Genomic DNA, 15,840 nt, shown 5'->3' on the forward strand with positions numbered 1-15,840 from the left:
AGGCTCAGTTGCAGGTGATGAGGGGGCCGGCCCAGTCGGCGTGGTCGGAGTTGTCTCCGTTGCCGCCGTCGGTGACCACGAGCCGCAGCTCGGTGCCGCCGGTGAGGTCTGCGGTGAGGTGCTTCGCCGGCTGGTCGACCGTCATCAGCCCGCTGTCGGCGACCTTGGTGCCGTCCCGGTAGATCTGGAAGACCACGGAGCCGTTGGCGCCCACCTCGTCATCGACGCCCACGTCCACGCCGAGGGCAGAGCAGGTGCCGCCGAGGTGGTAGGTGATCTCGCTGGAGGCGTGGGCCCCCAGCCCTTCGGGGTAGCTGACGCCCTGGATGGTGAGGGGACGTCCGTCGATGCTGCGATTCAGCCCCACCTGTGCCCAGCCGTTCCTGCTGGAGGTCCACGGCCGGGCGCTCAATGCGGTGGTGCGGGCGGTCGACGGCTTGTCCTCGGAGCCCGGGCGCGCGGAGGGCGACGGCGTCGCCGACGACGAGGGCCGGGAGCTCGGATGCTTCGATGCCTTGGTGCGGGTGGGGTCCGGGGAGCCCGACGCGGAGCTGGAGGCGGTCGCTGAGCTCCTGGGCGAAGCCGTCGACGGCCGGTCCGGAGTGGCCGATGAAGCGAGACCGGACCGTGCGGGGCTGCCGGCCGAGGCATCGTGGTGCGCCGGGCGGAGCAGGAGGCCGACGGATATGGCAACGCCGGCCAGGACGGTCACGGCAACGGCGAGCATGACGATGCGCGCCGGTGAGAGCCGGGATACCCGGGCCCTGCGCGGTTCGGCGGACGGCTTCGGCCCCACGGGGCTTACGGCGACGGCGTGTTGGCCGTCGGCGGGGAGCTTCTGCTCGCTGTCGGAGGGATCGGGGCCGTCCCCCGACTGGCCGGCCAGCCAGGACGCGAAGTCGTCGCGCAGCTCGTTGTTCCGGGAATTCTGGTGCCAGGCGGCGGCGGTGTGGCGTACCGCCGCCAGCAGGCTGTCCCGCCATGCCGCATCAGAACCGTCGCCCGGGCCGGGGGAGTGCAGGACGCCGTCGATGGCTTCCTTCGTCAGATCCGCTGCGGCCTGGGAGGATCTACAGCAGTCGCGGGCGTAGGCCAGTACGGCGGCGTAGTGCCGACGGTGGAACTCGTTGAGGGCTTCCTCGCCTGCCTCGGCTGCGCCGTCCGGAGCGGGCGCGCCCTGCGGATCAGCGGCCGTCCGGCCGCCGGTCCGGGCCGCCGCACGGATGCGCTGGACCAGCTCGGTGTCGGATGGTGCGGTCCCACCGAGGGTGTCGGATTGCTCTTGCATGAGTGGGCTACTGACCCTTCAACGTCCTGACGGTAAAAGTACCGCAGGGTGATCTTCCCTTTCGTCGGGGGTCGTTGATGCCGTGTCCGATGAGCCGCATCTGATCGTGGACGCCACAGCACGCGGGGGCCACTGCACAAGTGGCCCCCGCGACGGTCCCGGGCTCGGCGATGACGGCGGCCGTTATTTGACGGCTCCCATGGACAGGCCCTGGACCAGCTTGTCCTGTGCGGCGAATCCGGCAAGGAGCACCGGCAGTGAGACGGCGACGGCTGCCGCGCAGACCTTGGCCAGGAACAGCCCCTGGCTGGTGACGAAGCTGGTGAGAAAGACCGGTGCGGTCGTGGAGCGGACCCCGGTGAGCACGCGGGCGAACAGCATCTCGTTCCAGCTGAAGATGAAGCAGATGAGGGAGGTTGCGGCGATGCCGGGGGCGGCCATCGGAATGATGATCCGGCGGAAGACGGTGAGCAGTCCGGCACCGTCGATGGCCGCGGCTTCCAGGATCGCCCCCGGGATCTCCGCGAGGAACGAGCGCATCATCCACACGGCGATCGGCAGATTCATGCTGGTGTAGAGGACGACCATCAGCCCGACGTTGTCCAGTATCCCGGAGTACTTGGCGAGCAGATAGACCGGCAGCAGGCCGGCGACTGCCGGAAGCATCTTGGTGGACAGGAAGAAGAACATCGCGTCGGACCACTTCCGCACCGGTCTGATCGACAGCGCGTACGCCGCGGGGATCGCCAGTACCAGGACGAGCACGGTGGAAGTGACGCCCGCCATCGTGGAGTTGATCAGGGCCGGCCAAGGGCTGGTCCCGGTGGAGGCACCGAAGAACTCGCGATACCCCTCAAGCGTGAGGGGCGCGGAGAGGGACGGGGGGTTGGTGGCGGCATCCGGCTCGCTGTGGAGGGAGGTGAGGGCCATCCAGGCGACCGGCAGGACGAAGAACAGCCCCGCGGCCCAGGCGGCGAGCCCCCAGAAGGCGCCGCTACGTTGTCTGCGGGTGCGGCCGGTGACCCTGCGGTGCGACGGCGGTGCCATGGCGGTGGTGCTCATGAGGTCTCCTCCCGCAGGAGTGTCGACACCAGGCGCAGGGCGAGCGTGGCCACAACGATGGTGCCCAGGACGACGATGACACCGGCTGCGGAGGCCTGGCCGTAGTCATGCGCCTGGTAGAAGCTCTGATAGATGGTGTACGGGAGGTTCGCTGTGCCAAGACCGCCCGAGGTGAGGGTGAAGACCGCGTCGAAGTTCTGCACGATGTAGATCGAGCCGAGCAGCGCCGCGAGTTCGAGGTATCTGCGCAGGTGCGGCAGGGTCAGGTGGCGGAATATCTGCCAGGCGTTCGCCCCGTCCACGCGGGCGGCCTCGATGGCCTCGAGGGACCGGCTCTGAAGACCGGCGAGCAGGATCAGCATCATGAATGGTGTCCACTGCCAGATCAGGGAGGCCGCGACGGCGGGCAAGGGCGTCGAGGTGATCCAGTCCGGCTGCGGTGGGCTGTCCGAACCGAAGAGGGACCAGATCCAGGTCAACGCCCCGTTGAGCAGCCCGTATTCGGGGTTGTAGAGGGCGTGTTTCCACAGCAGCGCTGCCGCGACAGGGACGATGAGGAACGGGGTGATGAGCATCGTCCGCACCAGTGCGCGGCCACGGAATTTACGGTCGAGCAGCAGAGCCAGACCGAGACCCAGCACGAGACTGAGCAGCACCACACCGGCCGTGAGCCAGACAGTGGTGAGCACGGAGGATCGCAGGTCCGGGTTGCTGAAGAGGTCGCTGTAGTTGGCGAAGCCGGTGAACCCGCGCTCGTTGGGCCGCAGGGCGTTCCAGTCCATGAAGGAGATCACCAGCGTGGCCACGAAGGGCAGTTGGGTGACGATCACCATGAACACCAGCGCCGGCAACAGCGGGGCGCGCCGGGCCCAGGCCACCGCTCGGTCCGAGCGCCGTCGAGGCGCCGGGACGGCTACGGACGCGGCCGGAGGTCTTGTCTTGTGCATCTGGGTAGTACTCACGTGTCTCTCTGCTCTCCCCCAGCTCTGCCCGCCCCTTCCCCAGGGGCGGACAGAGCTGGGAAAAGGGGTGGGTCAGTTCTTCCGGTACTTGGCAGCGACCTGCTCGGCGAGTTCCTGGCCCTTTTGCAGTGCCGCGGGCACCGAGGTCCGGCCGGCGAGGGCCGAGGCGATCAGCTGGGAGACCTTGGTCCCCAGGTCCGGGAACTCCGGGATGTCCACGAACTGGATGCCCACCGTCGGGCGGGGCTGCAGACCCGGGTTGCGCGGGTCGGCGCCCTTGATGGCGTCCTCGGTGGCCTTGTAGAACGAGGCCGCCGTCTTCTGGTAGGTGGGGTTGGCGTAGGTCGACGCCCGCTTACCGGCCGGGACCCGGGCCCATCCGAGCTTGTCCCCGACGAGCTGCTCGTACTTCTTGCTCGAAGCCCAGGCGATGAACTTCTCTGCGGCCTCCTGATGGCGGCTCGCCTTCTGGATGCCCCAGGACCATGAGTACAGCCAGCCGGAGTTCTTGGTCTTGTTCACCGGCGCCGGGACATAGCCGATCTTGCCGGAGACCGGCGAGTCCTTGCTCTCCAGCAGTCCGGCGGCCGAGGTGGCGTCGTACCACATGGCGGTCTTGCTCTGCTGGAAACCGTTGAGGCACTCGGCGAATCCGGCCTGTGCGGCGCCGGGTTCACCGTGCTTGCGAATGAGGTCCACATAGAACTTCGCGGCCTCGGTGAAGCCTGCGCCGTTCACCTGGGCCTTCCAGTCCTTGGTGAACCAGGTGCCGCCGTATGTGTTGACCACTGTGGTCAGCGGGGCCATGCCCTCGCCCCATCCGGGCAGGCCGCGCAGACAGATGCCCTTCATGCCCTTGCGTGCGCCGTCGGCCTTGGCCGCCAGCTCCGCGACCTGCTGCCATGTCGGATGGGGCGGCATGGTCAGACCCTTGGCCTTGAACACGTCCTTGCGGTACATCAAGAAGGAGGACTCGCCGTAAAAGGGCTCCGCGTACAGTTTGCCGTCGTCTCCTGTGAGCCCCTCCTGAACCGGCGGCAGGATGTCGGACTGGTCGAAGGAGTGGTCCTTGGCGATGGTGCCGTCGAGCGGCATCAGCCAGCCGTTCTTTCCGTAGATCGGCGCCTCGTAGTTACTGATCGACGCCACGTCGTAGGTGCCGGCCTGGCTCGAGAACTCCTGGCTGATCTTGTCCCGGACATCATTTTCCGGCAGAACCGTGTAATTGACCTTGATGCCGGTCTGCTTGGTGAAATTGTCCTTGGTCAGTTTCTGAAGGTCGAGCATCTGCGGGTTGTTCACCATGAGGACGTTCACCGTCTTCTGTCCTCCGTCGTCGCCGGTGCCCCCCGCACCGGCGCAGCCAGTGATCAATAGCGCGGTACAGGTACCAAGGGCGGTGAGTCCGGCGGCCGTTCGTCTTGCTCTGGCGGATCGGTCGTGCATCGGAATTCCTCTTTCGGGGGGATCGACAGTGCGGAAGGAAAGGGGTGCGGAAGGAAAGGGGTGCGGAAGGAAGGGGTGAGAGAGGAAGGGGAGAGGAAGGGCTGGAGTATGTGGGGGAGTCCGGGGTCAGCAGTCGCAGACCAAACGAGGCGACTGGGCAAAGGAGTTCAGACCCGGAGGACGTTGGGCCCGAGTCGGGAGTACCGGTGGGCTTCGGTAACCGACAGTCCGGTGTCGGTCACGATGGTTTCGAAGTCGCCGATTTCGGCGAACCGGCAGAAACTCTTCGTCCCGAACTTGGTGTGGATTCCCACCAGGACGCGGCGCCGGGAGGAGCGCAGGGCCTGGGCCTTGATATCGGCCACCACCGGGTCGGGGGTGGTCAGGCCGAAGTCACGGGAGATGCCGTTGGCACCCAGAATCGCCAGGTCTATGACGAAGCTCGCAAGCATCTGGGTCGTCCAGGATCCGACGGTGGCCAGGGTGCGGCCGCGGACCCTCCCGCCGAGCAGCAGCACGGTGGCTTCGGATGTCTCCGCGATCGCCGCGGCAATGGGCAGCGACGCGGTCACCACGGTCAGGCGACGGTCGGTGGGGAGCAAGGAGGCGATCAGCCGGAGGGTGTTTCCCTCGTCGATGAATACCGTCCCTGCGTCGCCGAGCAGTTTCACGACGGCGGCGGCGAGGCGGCTCTTGCTCTCTCCATGGAGCGTTTCCCGCTGCGTCAGCGTCGTCTCGAATCCGCCGCTCTCCACGGGGTAGGCACCACCATGTGTACGGCGGACAAGGCCGCGCCTTTCGAGTTCGCTCAGATCCCTGCGGATGGTCTCCGGCGCCACATGGAAATCGGCCGCGGTGGCAGAGACATCCATGCTCCCCCTCTGCCGTACGAGAGCCAGGATGCGGTGCTGTCGCTCTCTTGCCTTCATGAGTCCACCACCTCGCCTCTTCCGTTCGGGCGACGACTGACCGTTTCTGCCCACGTCGGCTTTATATAGCGAGTCCTCGGCGCGGAAAGCCCCCGTTTTCATACGGAAGCTTTCCGCTTTTCTCCGAGAGGTGTATGGCATTCCCGCAGGTCACCGGGGGGTGAGACGCACATCCGAGGTCCCGCGATCACCGAACGGGGCTTTCACGGTGCCCGTATAACGACTTCGGGCAGGCCGATGCCCGGGGCGGGCCTCCGGGCAGAGGGGTGCGGGGCTCCGGTATCCGTCGGCGGGCTTTTTACGGAAGGACCGAAAGGTCAGGGCTTGCCCGGCCAGAGCTGGAGCAGCTGGTTCTCTCCACGGTCTCCGGTGCCGTATGCGTGGTCGTCCGCGCGCCCGTACAGCCGTACCTGGAACCGGTGCGGCCTGGCGGCGCCCTCGGGAGTGAGGGCGAGAGGCGGCTCGTCGTGGGGCCACCGCTCGCCGAGGTCGCCTTGGCAGGGGACGGCGAGCGTGAGGTGGTCGTCCTCGGCGCGGAGCACGACGTCTTCGGGGCCGTAGTGCCAGGCGCGGCTGGTGTCGGTTTCCGGGGCGCTGTCGTGGAGCTCGATGCGGAGGTGGAGGTCGCCGGTGTCGGTGACGCAGTTCACCTGGGCCGTGGATGCGCCGTTGGTCTGGATATTGCGGTCGTCGTCCCACGGGCCGGGGTAGTCGTACTCCTCCCCGAGGGCGAGGACATAGCCTTCGCCGAGCGGCCGGAGAGTCATGTCGATATGACGAAGCAACATGGTCCACAACGTAGTTCAACCTGGTGAGGGTGGTGCCCCGGCGCGGGAATCCGGCACCGGGGCGCCACCTCATGGGAGCGATGCGTGTGATCGTTGCGTGATCAGGAGCCCATGTTGATGTAGTACGGGTCCCCGTCGAGGATGCGGTTGGGACCGTAGAAGCTGTTCAGGGCACGCCCCTGGGCGTCGTTGCTGCCCTTGGGCACCCACTTCAGCTTCTGATCGGCCGGGTACTTGTTGCCGCCCTCCTTGCTGGAGGCGAAGGGGTACTCGTCGCACGACGGCGTGGTGGCGTTGGTCTTGCCCGGCGGGGCGGGGATGACGACCCAGCCGTACTGGCCGTTCGACGGCTTGGGGAACCTCCCGCAGGCCGCCTTGCGGTTGGCGTCGATCGCCGCCTCATTGGTGAGCCGGTGCAGCGGAGTGCCCCCGGGCTTGCCGAGGTGCCGCGGCCCCGCCTGTCCCTGCTTCATGTTGGTGTTGACGAACGGTATCGAGGCCATGGAGGAGACCCCGTTGAGACCGTCGATCGGCGCGTGCGCGGGGAAGACGCAGCCGGCGCGGCGCCCACCCATCATGTTGTCGCAACGAGCCTTCTCGAACTTCCACGGCAGCCGGGCCGGGCTGTATCCGGCCTTCGTGCCGGTGAGAGTGTGGCTGGGGACGACGTTCTTCTGCTTCCCCTTGGCGATGGCTCCGGCGTTGTAGGTGACGGTGCCGGAGTACGTCGCTCCCTGGCGGAGGGCAAAGGGGCGGGCGAGGGCACCGCTGGCGCTCTCCGAGGCGCCGCTCGCGGAATGGCGGGGCGTGATCGTGATGCCGCCGGCGTTGTTCACCAGGCGGACCTTGGAGACGGTCAGGTGCTCCTGCCACGTGGTCTGCCGGATGTTGAGCCGCATCTCATCCTGGATCTGGAAGAGCGCGCTGCCTTCGTAGTGCGGCACCCCATTGACGATCTTGAGGACGTCGATTCTCGCGTTCAGTGTTTCGCACTTGAAGGTGCGTATGAACTCGTTGGTCCGGACGACCGGCACCCCGCACACGAGCTGCCCGGCCGTCGGCGCGGCCCCGTTGGTCGTGAGGGTCTTGGCCGTGACGGTGCTGAAGCTGGTCTTCAGCTCGTACTTCACAGTGCGTGCCGGATCGGCCGTCGCCGCCGCCGTACAGGTTCCGAGCAGCGCGAACGCCGCGAGCCCCGCGGCCGCGGCGCGTTTGGTGTGACGCATCAACTTGTTGATCCCCCTTGTCCCGGGCTCCTCCCGACCGGTGAATTCCGGCCGGTGCGGCACCAGGACGCCCCGACCCTAGGAGGCGGTATCGGGCGTGGGCCACCGGTTTACGAGGTTTGGCGTGAACCTGCCGGTTCGGGTAAAAGGTGGGACCAATGGGGTAGTTGGTGCTGTCCTGGCGTCAGCTTCCGGGGAGGGACGCGGGGCGCCCCAGGCCCCGCATCCGTCCCGTCAGGCCGGCATGGCGATCGCCGTCACCACCAGCCCCGCCTCGACCAGCCACCCGCCGCTGAACTCCGTGAGCTCGCTGCCCTTGACGACGGGGCCGGGGACGAGGAGGCGGGCGGTGAAGGTGGCGTCGGTGGGGTCGAGGGTGAGCAGCGCGTCCTCGAAGCCCAGCCAGCGGTGGGTGAGCGGGTACCACGCCTTGTAGACGGATTCCTTGGCGCTGAAGATCAGCCGGTCCCAGCTGACCTCGGGCTGAAGGGTGGTCAGCGTGCGGAGCTGGGCGCGTTCCTCGGGGAGGGTGACGAGGTCGATGACACCGGGGTCGTTCACCGGCTCGTTGGGCTCCGCGTCCAGGCCGATGGTCAGCACGTCCCGCCGGGGGGCCACGGCGGCGGCGCGGTAGCCGGTGCAGTGCGTCATCGCGCCGACGATGCCGTCCGGCCACTGCGGCGCCCGGTCGCGGCCGGGGAGCAGGGGCGCGGGGGCGATGCCCAGCCGGGACAGCGCGCTGCGGGCGCAGCCGCGTACGGTGCCGAATTCCTGTTGGCGTTTGGGGACGGAGTCCGCGACCAGTGCGCGTTCCTCGGGGAACATCTCCGACAGCGGGGCGTCCTCGAAGGCCTCGGCGGTCACGACCGGGGCCGGCAGCAGCTTGTCGATCATGCGTGGGTCTCCGAGGTGCCGGAGGCGACGGCGGCCGGGGCGGGGAGGACGCGGACCGGGCGGCCGGGCGCGGAGGAGCGGCGCTGCCACTCCCGCGGGTAGCCGAGCGACACCTCCTGATGGGGCACGCCGTCGCACATCAGCAGCCGGGGGATGTGCAGATGGCCGTAGACCACCGTGGCGGCACGGAACCGGTGCGGCCAGTCCGCCGTCGCCTCCGTACCGCACCACAGCGCGAACTCCGGGTACCACAGCGGCCGGGTGGGCTCCCGTACGAGGGGCCAGTGGTTGATGAGGACGGTCGGCAGCTCCTGCGGAACGGCGGCGAGCCGGGCCTCGGTGGCCTCCACCCGGGCCCGGCACCAGGCCTCCCGCGTCGGATAGGGGTCCGGGTGCAGATGGAACTCGTCGGTGCAGACCACGCCGGCCTTCTCGGCGTGCGCAAGTGCCGCCTCCTTGGAGGCCAGTCCCGGCTGCCGGAAGGTGTAGTCGTAGAGGAGGAACAGGGGAGCGAGGACCGCAGGGCCGCCGGTGCCTTCCCAGACCGGGTAGGGGTCCTCGGGGGTGACGACGCCCAACTCCCGGCAGATCGCCACCAGATGCTCGTAGCGCGCCACTCCGCGCAGCTGCACCGGGTCGTCGGCGGGCGTCCACAGCTCGTGATTGCCCGGCACCCACACCACCTTGGCGAACCGTCTGCTGAGCAGTTCGAGCGCCCAGCGGATGTCGGCGACGTACTCGCCGACATCGCCGGCCACCAGCAGCCAGTCGTCGTCGGACTCCGGCTTGAGGCGTTCGACGATCTCGCGGTTCTCCTTGTAACGGACGTGCAGATCGCTGACGGCCACCAGGGTGCCGCGCCCGCCGCCGGCTGCCGGGCCGGTCGCGGAAGGGACGGCGGGGGCGGGGCCGGCGGCGCCGGTCGCGAGGGTGCGGATCTCGTAGGTCACCATCGAAGTAAAGACGGTGCGGCGGTCAGAATGAAGGGCGGACCGCGCGGTGAGGGACGTCCGTCACCGGGCTGGTCCTGCCGGCGGGGGCGGGGGAGCCGGCCGGCCGCCCGAGGTGCCGGACGGTGCGCCGCCGCGGCGGATACGGGTCGCCAGCCACAGATCGAACCGGTCGTCAGGATCGTCGAGGCGGCGGCCGGTGAGCTCCATGGCCTTGTCCAGGCGGTTGCGTACGGTGTGCCGGTGGACGCCGAGCCGCCGGCTGGTGGCGTCCCAGGCACCGCCGGTCTCCAGCCAGGCCGCCAGGGTGGCGATCAGCTCCTCACCGTGGTCCGCGAGGTCGAGCGGGCCGAGCACACTGTCGGCGTAGCCGTGCAGCGTACGGGGGTCGCCGAGGTCGAGCAGCAGCCGGCTGGCCTGGCTCTGCCGGGCCTCGGCCGGCTCACCGGCCGCCCGGCTGACGGCGAGCAGACCGGCCGCCTGACGCAGTGATGCACGTACCGCTTCGGGGGCGGTCGCCGGACCGATGCCTGCCGGGCAGCCCGGGGCGAAGCGGCCGAGGACCTCGCGGACGTCCACGTCCTCGCCGACCACCGCCTCGATGAGCCCGCCCGGTGCGCCGCCCGGGACCGCGGCCGTGACCCGTACGAGGCCGCCGGGCACCGCCAGCGCCAGATCGGCGGCCGTCTCCTGCGCGGCGGCCTCCACGGCAGCGCCGTCCGCGGCCCCGCCCCCGGGCCCGGCCACCGGCTCCACCACGACACCCCGCACCCGCTCCGCCGTCAGCCCCACCGAGTGCAGCATGTCCCGGGCCCGTTCCGCGGCCGGATCCTCCTCGGCCAGCAGCTCCGAAAGCAGCGCCGACCTGCGACGGCGCTCCGGCTCATCGCGCAGGTGCCGGCGCTCCAGCTCCAGGGAGAGCAGCGAGACCAGTCCGGGTACCACCGAACGGGCGGCCTCGTCCGGGCGGCCGGTGAGCAGCAGCAGCCCGCGCAGCCGACGGGCGCCCAGTGGCTGCACCTCCAACTGCCGCCCGCCGACCGTGCTGGACGCGCTGCCGCGCAGCCCCCGTGCCGCGACCCGTTCGATCAGGTCCCGCGCCTCGGCCAGCGGGGCCGGCTGCTCCCGTTCGTCCGCCGCCAGCAGCCGCCCCAGCGGGTCGAGCACCGCGGCACCCACGCCGGTGGCGGCCGTCCACTCCGCCAGCATCGGCCGCAGCCCGTCCCCGGCCGCCGCGGCGGTCAGCCGCCGCTGGGTGGCGAAGGCCCGGTGCAGCGCCGCACGCTGCTCATCGGCCCGCGCGTCGAAGACCGCCTTGGTCACGGCGATGAACGGCACTTCGTCCGGCACCGTCAGCAGCGGCAGCCCCGCCTCCTCGGCCGCCCGCACCAGCGGCTCCGGCGCCTCCTGGTACGGCAGCCCCTGGCCCAGCCCGAGCGCCAGACACGCCGCCCCGCCCTCGGCCACGTCCCGCACATACGCCCGGCAGGCGGCCGGCTCGCCCGGCAGCAACAGGCCGATGGTCATCAGCAGTTCCCCGCCCTGGAGCCATTTGCCCGGCGCCGGCAGATCCGACACCGTCGCCGCCTCGATCGTGCGGGCCAGCAGCCGTGGCGGCACGTCGTAGGTGACCGACAGATTGAGGTCGGACCGGGCCAGCAGGTCGGAGATATGCAGGGGCATGGTTCAGAGTGTCCATCACCTTTCCGCGCAAGCGACGCTCAGGCGAGCGGGCCCGGCACGGCGCGGCACCGCGAGGCTGCCACCAGGGGCCCTACGGCCCCAGCACCACCACCGACTCCGGCGGCAGTCGCAGGACGCCGTCCGCGCCGGGGAGCCGGGCCTCCGGCCAGCCCGCCAGCGCCTGGAGGTGGGGGCTGGTGCCGACCGGAACGGCGGCCGTCGACTCCCGGCCGACATTGACCGCCACCCGTACCGGCCCGCGCCGCAGCAGCAGCCAGCGGGCGTCCTCGTCGAAGGTCACGTCCATGTGGCGGGGGTCAGGGTCGGTCAGGACCGGCAGTTCGTGGCGGAGCGTCAGCAGCGTGCGGTGCCAGGCCAGCAGGGAGGCGTGCGGTTCGAGGACCGGTTCGCTCCAGTCCAGGACGCAGCGGTCGCGGGTGGCCGGGTCCTGCGGGTCGGGCCAGTCGCCGCTGTCGCCCGCCCACTCGTGTGCGGCGAATTCGCGCCGCCGGCCGGCCCGGACCGCCTCCGCCAGTTCCGGATCCGTGTGATCGGTGAAGTACTGCCAGGGGGTGGTCGCCGCCCACTCCTCGCCCATGAAGAGCATCGGGGTGAACGGCGAGCACAGCACCAGCGCCGCGCCACAGGCGAGCAACCCCGCGGACAGGCCCTCGGCGAGCCGGTCGCCGAGCGCGCGGTTGCCGATCTGGTCGTGGCTCTGGGCGTACGCCAGCAGCCGGTACGCGGGCGTGGTCCGCAGGTCGAGCGGCGCGCCGTGCACCCGGCCACGGAAGCTGGAGTACGTACCGTCGTGGAAGAAGCCGCCGGTCAGGGTCTTGGCGAGGGCGGCCAGCGGAGCCCGCGCGAAGTCGGCGTAGTAGCCCTGGGATTCGCCGGTGAGCGCGGTGTGCAGGGCGTGGTGGAAGTCGTCGTTCCACTGGGCGTGCAGCCCTTGGCCGCCGCTCTCCCGCGGCGCGAGGGTGCGCGGATCGTTGAGGTCGGACTCGGCGATCAGGAACAGCGGACGCCCCAGCCGGGCGGCCAGCCCGTCCACCGCGGCGGACAGCTTGGCGAGGAAGTGCGGCGTGCGGTCGTCGTACAGCGTGTGCACGGCGTCCAGCCGCAGCCCGTCCAGCCGGTAGTCGCGCAGCCAGGACAGCGCGCTGCCGATGAGGTAGCCGCGGACCTCGTCGGAGCCGGGGGCGTCGAGGTTGACCGCCGCGCCCCACGGCGTGTGGTGGGTGTCGGTGAAGTACGGCCCGAAGTCCGGGAGATGGTTGCCGGACGGGCCGAGATGGTTGTGCACCACGTCGAGGACGACGCCGAGGCCGAGGCCGTGCGCCGCGTCCACGAACCGCTTGAGCCCGTCGGGCCCGCCGTACGGCTCGTGCACCGCCCAGGGCGCGACCCCGTCGTAGCCCCACCCGTGGGTGCCGGGGAACGGGCAGACGGGCATGAGGGAGACATGGGTGATGCCCAGGTCGGCGAGGTGACGCAGCCGCCCGGCCGCGGCGTCGAAGGTGCCCTCCGGCGTGTACGTCCCGATGTGCAGCTCATAGAGGACCGCGCCGGGCAGCCCGCGGCCGGGCCACGGATGCCGCCAGTCGAACCGGTCGTGCTCGACGACCGCGGCGGGGCCGCCGGGGCCCTCCGGCAGCCGGGCCGCGCGCGGATCGGGCAGCGGGGGCCCGTCGTCGAGCCGGAAGGCATAGCGGTCGCCCGCACCGGCCGGCGCCTCGGCGTGCCACCAGCCCGCACGGTCGGCGTCGCGCTCCATCGGGACCGGTGGTTCGCCGGCCCGGTCACCCGCCCCCTGGAGAGCGACCCGTCCGGCGCGCGGCGCCCACACCTCGAACAGCATGGCCGTCCTCCTTCGTCGGCTCCCGGTCCAGATGACCAAAGCACGTCGGTGCGTCGCCCGACAGCCCGACGTGGCGACACGGGCCGACATCGCGCCATCGAGCCACCGGACTGGGCCGTTCCGGCGAGCCGCCCCGGCCACGGGCACGGCCCCCGGACCTGCATCGCCTGGACAGCGGCTCGCGGTGGCCGGAGAATCACGACATGACTTCGCTCGAGTTCCCTGCGCGCCCGGCGCGTCCGTCGGACGCCGACCGGGAGCGCGCCCTCGATCTGCTGCGCGACGGCGCGGCGCAGGGACGGCTGTCCCAGGACACCTTTCTGCGGCGCCTGGAACTCGTTCTCACCGCCCAGCACCACTCCGAACTCGACCTGGCCACCGCCGACTTGGAGAGCCGGGGCAAGGTCCAGGGCCTGCTGCTGCGGATGGTCGGCCGGGTGTCGGCGTTCCACATCCGGGTGCGCAGGGCCTGGCGCATGGAACGGCTGCCCAAGCTTCTGCTGCCGGAGCCGGGGCCCCTCCCGCTGCTGATAGGGCGCGCCCCCGGCGTGGGCCTCCGCCTCAACCACGAGACCGTCTCCCGCGCCCACGCCGAACTGCGCAGCGCCGGCAAGGGCTGGCTGCTGCGCGACCTCGGCTCCACCAACGGCACCTGCGTCAACGGCCGCCGGGTGGTCGGCGAGGTCCCGGTCGGCCCCGGCGACCACATCACCTTCGGCCGGGTGGACTACGTCCTGACGGAGCGCTGAGGCTTCGCGCCCCGGCAGGAGCCGCGCACCGGACGGTCGCCCGACGGATACGACAGCCACACCCCTTCGCCGTGCGTCAGGCCCGGCAACATTCCCTCGGCATCCGGCACATGACGGGCCGCCAGAGCACCGCTGACCAGCCAGGACTGCCGGCCGCCGGAGGGCTCGGCGAGCTCCGCGCCCAGTGCGGCGAGCCGGGCGGTCACCGGCGCGAGCGCGTCGAGCGGGACCTCCGCCTCGAAGGCGTGGTACGGCTCGTACATCTGCGTCCCGGCCCGGTCGAGGGCCTGCCGCAGCACGGCGCGGGTGACCGTACGGAAGTGGCCGGCCGTGCTGACCGGGCCGATGAAGCCCGAACGGGTCAGCACCACCCGGCAGTCCGTCACCGCCAGGCCCCGTGGGCCCTGCCGGAGGCCCGCAAGGACGGTCTCCTCGATGGCCTGGTGGAAGCCGTGCGGCAGCGCCCCCAGCTCGGTCTCGTAGGTGAAGACCGGGCCGGAGCCACGGGCGCCCGGCTCGACCCGCAGTCCGACCGTGGCCCACTCACCGGTGTGCCGCCGCTTGGCGATCTCGTGACAGGCCTCACCGGTTCCGCACGGCCGCTCGACGCAGACCACCCGGCTCGGCGCGAACTCGGCCTCGATGCCGTACTCCTCGTGCAGGGTGTCCGCGATGATCTCCTTCTGCACCTCGCCGTGCAGCAGTACCGAGGTCGCGCCGTCGGCCGCGGGGCGGACCTGGAGCAGCGGGTCCTGGTCGGCGAGCGCCAGCAGCGCGGCGCGCAACGCGGCGGCACGCGCCGGTTGGCGCGCCTGGACCAGGGTCTCCAGGGTGGGGGAGGCGAAGAGGGCGGGGCCGTCCGGACCGTCGGCGGGCGGGCCGATCCGGTCGCCGGTCCGGACGCCGGGCAGCCCGCGCAGCACCGCGATATTGCCCGGGGTGAGCGGCCCGTCGTCGCCGCGCGGCCGGCCGATGACGTCGAGTGAGGTGATCCGGCCGCTCAGCGCGGCGTGCGCGTCGTCCGCGGCACCGGGCCGGTGCAGCTCGATCCGCTGCCGGGGCCGCAACTCGCCCTCGTAGAGCCGGACATGGGCGGTGCGCTCGCCGTTCGGCGGCTGATGGACGGCGAAGACCGTGCCACGCGGCGCCCCACCCGGGACGGCCGGGGCCGGCGGGATCAGCCGCACCATGCCGTCGATGAGCGCGCCGACGCCCTGGCCGCCGAGCGCCGAACCGAAGTACACCGGGTACAGCGAACCGTCGGCCGTACGGGCGGCCAGCGCGGCACGGACCCGGTCCGCGCCCGGCGGCGGGCCGGCCACCAGCTGGGCGAGGACGGACTCGTCCACCTCGGCCACCGCTTCGGCGATCCGCTCGCGGGCCCGCGGATCCTCCAGGGAGTACGGGGCCGAGCGGGCCTGCGCGGTGCCGAGGCCGGACACGGACGTCATCGGGACGGCCGCCGGGGCCAGCAGCCGCCGGATGTCCGCGAGCAGCGCCTCGCCCCGGGCGCCGGCCCGGTCGATCTTGTTGACGAAGAGCAGGGTGGGCAGCCGCAGCCGCCGCAGGGTCTTCATCAGCACCCGGGTCCTGGCCTGGACGCCTTCCACCGCGGACAGCAGCAGTACGGCGCCGTCGAGCACGCCGAGCGCGCGCTCGACCTCGGCGATGAAGTCGGAGTGGCCTGGGGTGTCGATGAGATTGACCTGGACCTCGCCGACGGTGAAGGAGGCGACGGCTGAGCGGATCGTGATACCGCGCCGGCGCTCCAGCTCGCCGGTGTCCGTGCAGGTGTCACCGGCGTCGACGCTGCCGAGCCGGCCGATGGCACCGGTGTCGTACAGCAGTCGCTCGGTGAGGCTGGTCTTACCAGCGTCGACGTGGGCGAGAATGCCGATGTTCAGGGTGTGACGGATGCGCATGGGTGAGTGAGTCCTCGAAAGCCGACGTCCGGTGGGGGCGCTGAGCAGTTCCGAGGAATCCGCGCATTCCGTACTCCTGA

General features: G+C 70.9%; 13 protein-coding genes. 1 reads left to right on the plus strand and 12 read right to left on the minus strand.

All coding sequences use genetic code 11. The features are described from left to right. Nucleotides 1-4 precede the first annotated feature (4 nt). The 11 genes from ACZ55A_RS27660 to treZ all read right to left on the minus strand — a co-directional run bounded on the left by ACZ55A_RS27660 (nt 5) and on the right by treZ (nt 13,089). On the minus strand, nt 5-1,288 hold the full coding sequence (locus ACZ55A_RS27660; protein ID WP_468845399.1) for an NPCBM/NEW2 domain-containing protein: 1,284 nt from the start codon (nt 1,286-1,288) through the stop codon (nt 5-7). Between the two features lie 183 nt (nt 1,289-1,471). Further along, entirely contained in the window at nt 1,472-2,350 is an 879-nt protein-coding gene (locus tag ACZ55A_RS27665; protein WP_468845401.1) for a carbohydrate ABC transporter permease, read from the minus strand. Next, nucleotides 2,347-3,297 (minus strand): carbohydrate ABC transporter permease, encoded by a 951-nt coding sequence (locus ACZ55A_RS27670; RefSeq protein ID WP_468845476.1) that lies wholly within the window; start codon nt 3,295-3,297, stop codon nt 2,347-2,349. The genes ACZ55A_RS27665 and ACZ55A_RS27670 overlap by 4 nt, the downstream gene beginning before the upstream one ends. Before the next feature lie 87 nt (nt 3,298-3,384). After that, a complete protein-coding gene (locus ACZ55A_RS27675; RefSeq protein ID WP_468845404.1) occupies nt 3,385-4,758 on the minus strand; it encodes an ABC transporter substrate-binding protein in 1,374 nt (457 codons plus the stop codon). A 167-nt stretch (nt 4,759-4,925) separates the two neighbouring features. Then, nucleotides 4,926-5,687 (minus strand): DeoR/GlpR family DNA-binding transcription regulator, encoded by a 762-nt coding sequence (locus ACZ55A_RS27680; RefSeq protein ID WP_468845407.1) that lies wholly within the window; start codon nt 5,685-5,687, stop codon nt 4,926-4,928. A gap of 317 nt (nt 5,688-6,004) precedes the next feature. Then, nucleotides 6,005-6,475, minus strand: coding sequence for a hypothetical protein (locus ACZ55A_RS27685; protein ID WP_468845410.1), 471 nt, complete (start codon nt 6,473-6,475; stop codon nt 6,005-6,007). Between the two features lie 101 nt (nt 6,476-6,576). Further along, nucleotides 6,577-7,701, minus strand: coding sequence for a NucA/NucB deoxyribonuclease domain-containing protein (locus tag ACZ55A_RS27690; RefSeq protein WP_468845412.1), 1,125 nt, complete (start codon nt 7,699-7,701; stop codon nt 6,577-6,579). 234 nt (nt 7,702-7,935) lie between these two features. Further along, a complete protein-coding gene (locus tag ACZ55A_RS27695; protein WP_468845414.1) occupies nt 7,936-8,595 on the minus strand; it encodes a 4'-phosphopantetheinyl transferase family protein in 660 nt (219 codons plus the stop codon). After that, nucleotides 8,592-9,545, minus strand: coding sequence for a metallophosphoesterase family protein (locus tag ACZ55A_RS27700; protein ID WP_468845478.1), 954 nt, complete (start codon nt 9,543-9,545; stop codon nt 8,592-8,594). The genes ACZ55A_RS27695 and ACZ55A_RS27700 overlap by 4 nt, the downstream gene beginning before the upstream one ends. 63 nt (nt 9,546-9,608) lie before the next feature. Next, entirely contained in the window at nt 9,609-11,228 is a 1,620-nt protein-coding gene (locus tag ACZ55A_RS27705) for a PucR family transcriptional regulator (protein WP_468845417.1), read from the minus strand. A 91-nt stretch (nt 11,229-11,319) separates the two neighbouring features. Continuing rightward, on the minus strand, nt 11,320-13,089 hold the full coding sequence (gene treZ / locus ACZ55A_RS27710; protein WP_468845419.1) for a malto-oligosyltrehalose trehalohydrolase: 1,770 nt from the start codon (nt 13,087-13,089) through the stop codon (nt 11,320-11,322). A 203-nt stretch (nt 13,090-13,292) separates the two neighbouring features. Here treZ and ACZ55A_RS27715 point away from each other — a divergent pair, with 203 nt between their 5' ends. Then, a complete protein-coding gene (locus ACZ55A_RS27715) occupies nt 13,293-13,838 on the plus strand; it encodes an FHA domain-containing protein (protein ID WP_468845422.1) in 546 nt (181 codons plus the stop codon). On the opposite strand, the gene otr(A) is transcribed toward ACZ55A_RS27715, so the two are convergent. Beyond that, on the minus strand, nt 13,817-15,760 hold the full coding sequence (gene otr(A) / locus ACZ55A_RS27720) for a tetracycline resistance ribosomal protection protein Otr(A) (protein WP_468845425.1): 1,944 nt from the start codon (nt 15,758-15,760) through the stop codon (nt 13,817-13,819). The genes ACZ55A_RS27715 and otr(A) overlap by 22 nt on opposite strands. Nucleotides 15,761-15,840: the final 80 nt, after the last annotated feature.

The organism is Streptomyces sp. NPDC034111 (assembly GCF_055575375.1).

Coding starts and splice junctions, on each gene's coding strand:
- ACZ55A_RS27660 (WP_468845399.1), bottom strand. CDS start 1,288: ATGCAAGAGCAATCCGACACCCTCGGTGGGACCGCACCATCCGACACC.
- ACZ55A_RS27665 (WP_468845401.1), bottom strand. CDS start 2,350: ATGAGCACCACCGCCATGGCACCGCCGTCGCACCGCAGGGTCACCGGC.
- ACZ55A_RS27670 (WP_468845476.1), bottom strand. CDS start 3,297: ATGCACAAGACAAGACCTCCGGCCGCGTCCGTAGCCGTCCCGGCGCCT.
- ACZ55A_RS27675 (WP_468845404.1), bottom strand. CDS start 4,758: ATGCACGACCGATCCGCCAGAGCAAGACGAACGGCCGCCGGACTCACC.
- ACZ55A_RS27680 (WP_468845407.1), bottom strand. CDS start 5,687: ATGAAGGCAAGAGAGCGACAGCACCGCATCCTGGCTCTCGTACGGCAG.
- ACZ55A_RS27685 (WP_468845410.1), bottom strand. CDS start 6,475: ATGTTGCTTCGTCATATCGACATGACTCTCCGGCCGCTCGGCGAAGGC.
- ACZ55A_RS27690 (WP_468845412.1), bottom strand. CDS start 7,701: ATGCGTCACACCAAACGCGCCGCGGCCGCGGGGCTCGCGGCGTTCGCG.
- ACZ55A_RS27695 (WP_468845414.1), bottom strand. CDS start 8,595: ATGATCGACAAGCTGCTGCCGGCCCCGGTCGTGACCGCCGAGGCCTTC.
- ACZ55A_RS27705 (WP_468845417.1), bottom strand. CDS start 11,228: ATGCCCCTGCATATCTCCGACCTGCTGGCCCGGTCCGACCTCAATCTG.
- treZ (WP_468845419.1), bottom strand. CDS start 13,089: ATGCTGTTCGAGGTGTGGGCGCCGCGCGCCGGACGGGTCGCTCTCCAG.
- ACZ55A_RS27715 (WP_468845422.1), top strand. CDS start 13,293: ATGACTTCGCTCGAGTTCCCTGCGCGCCCGGCGCGTCCGTCGGACGCC.